Annotated in this window: 1 pseudogene; it reads right to left on the reverse strand. The window is 67.3% G+C overall.

The features are described from left to right. Positions 1-126 (reverse strand): annotated as a pseudogene (locus tag CCN51_RS58360) (aldo/keto reductase); the annotation flags it as partial. Positions 127-330 lie beyond the last annotated feature (204 nt).

Raw genomic sequence — 330 nt, forward strand, 5'->3', positions numbered from 1 at the left:
CAGGGCGCGGTGGATGATCCGTACCGAGTCGTCGTGGTCCCGGTTGGCCCAGGCTCCGAACATCATCGTGCCCAGGGCGTATTCGCTGACCGAGATGCCGGTGCCGCCGAGGATTCTGCGCTTCATGGGGTCCGCCTTACGTGGATGCGGTCGTGGATGCGGTCTGCTGCGGTCTGTGGCTACAGCCTCGGATCCGCGCGATGGGGGGACCAGGCCCGGCTCAACCTGGGTCTGGCAGAACCACCTGGACGGCCGCCTTCCGGGTACCTGCGCGGATAATGGAGCGATGGGCGATGCGGAGCCGGAGATCAAGGCGTTCCTGAGGGCGCG

The sequence above is a fragment of the Streptomyces milbemycinicus genome (assembly GCF_002154605.1).
GTDB classification, from domain to species: Bacteria; Actinomycetota; Actinomycetes; order Streptomycetales; family Streptomycetaceae; genus Streptomyces; species Streptomyces milbemycinicus.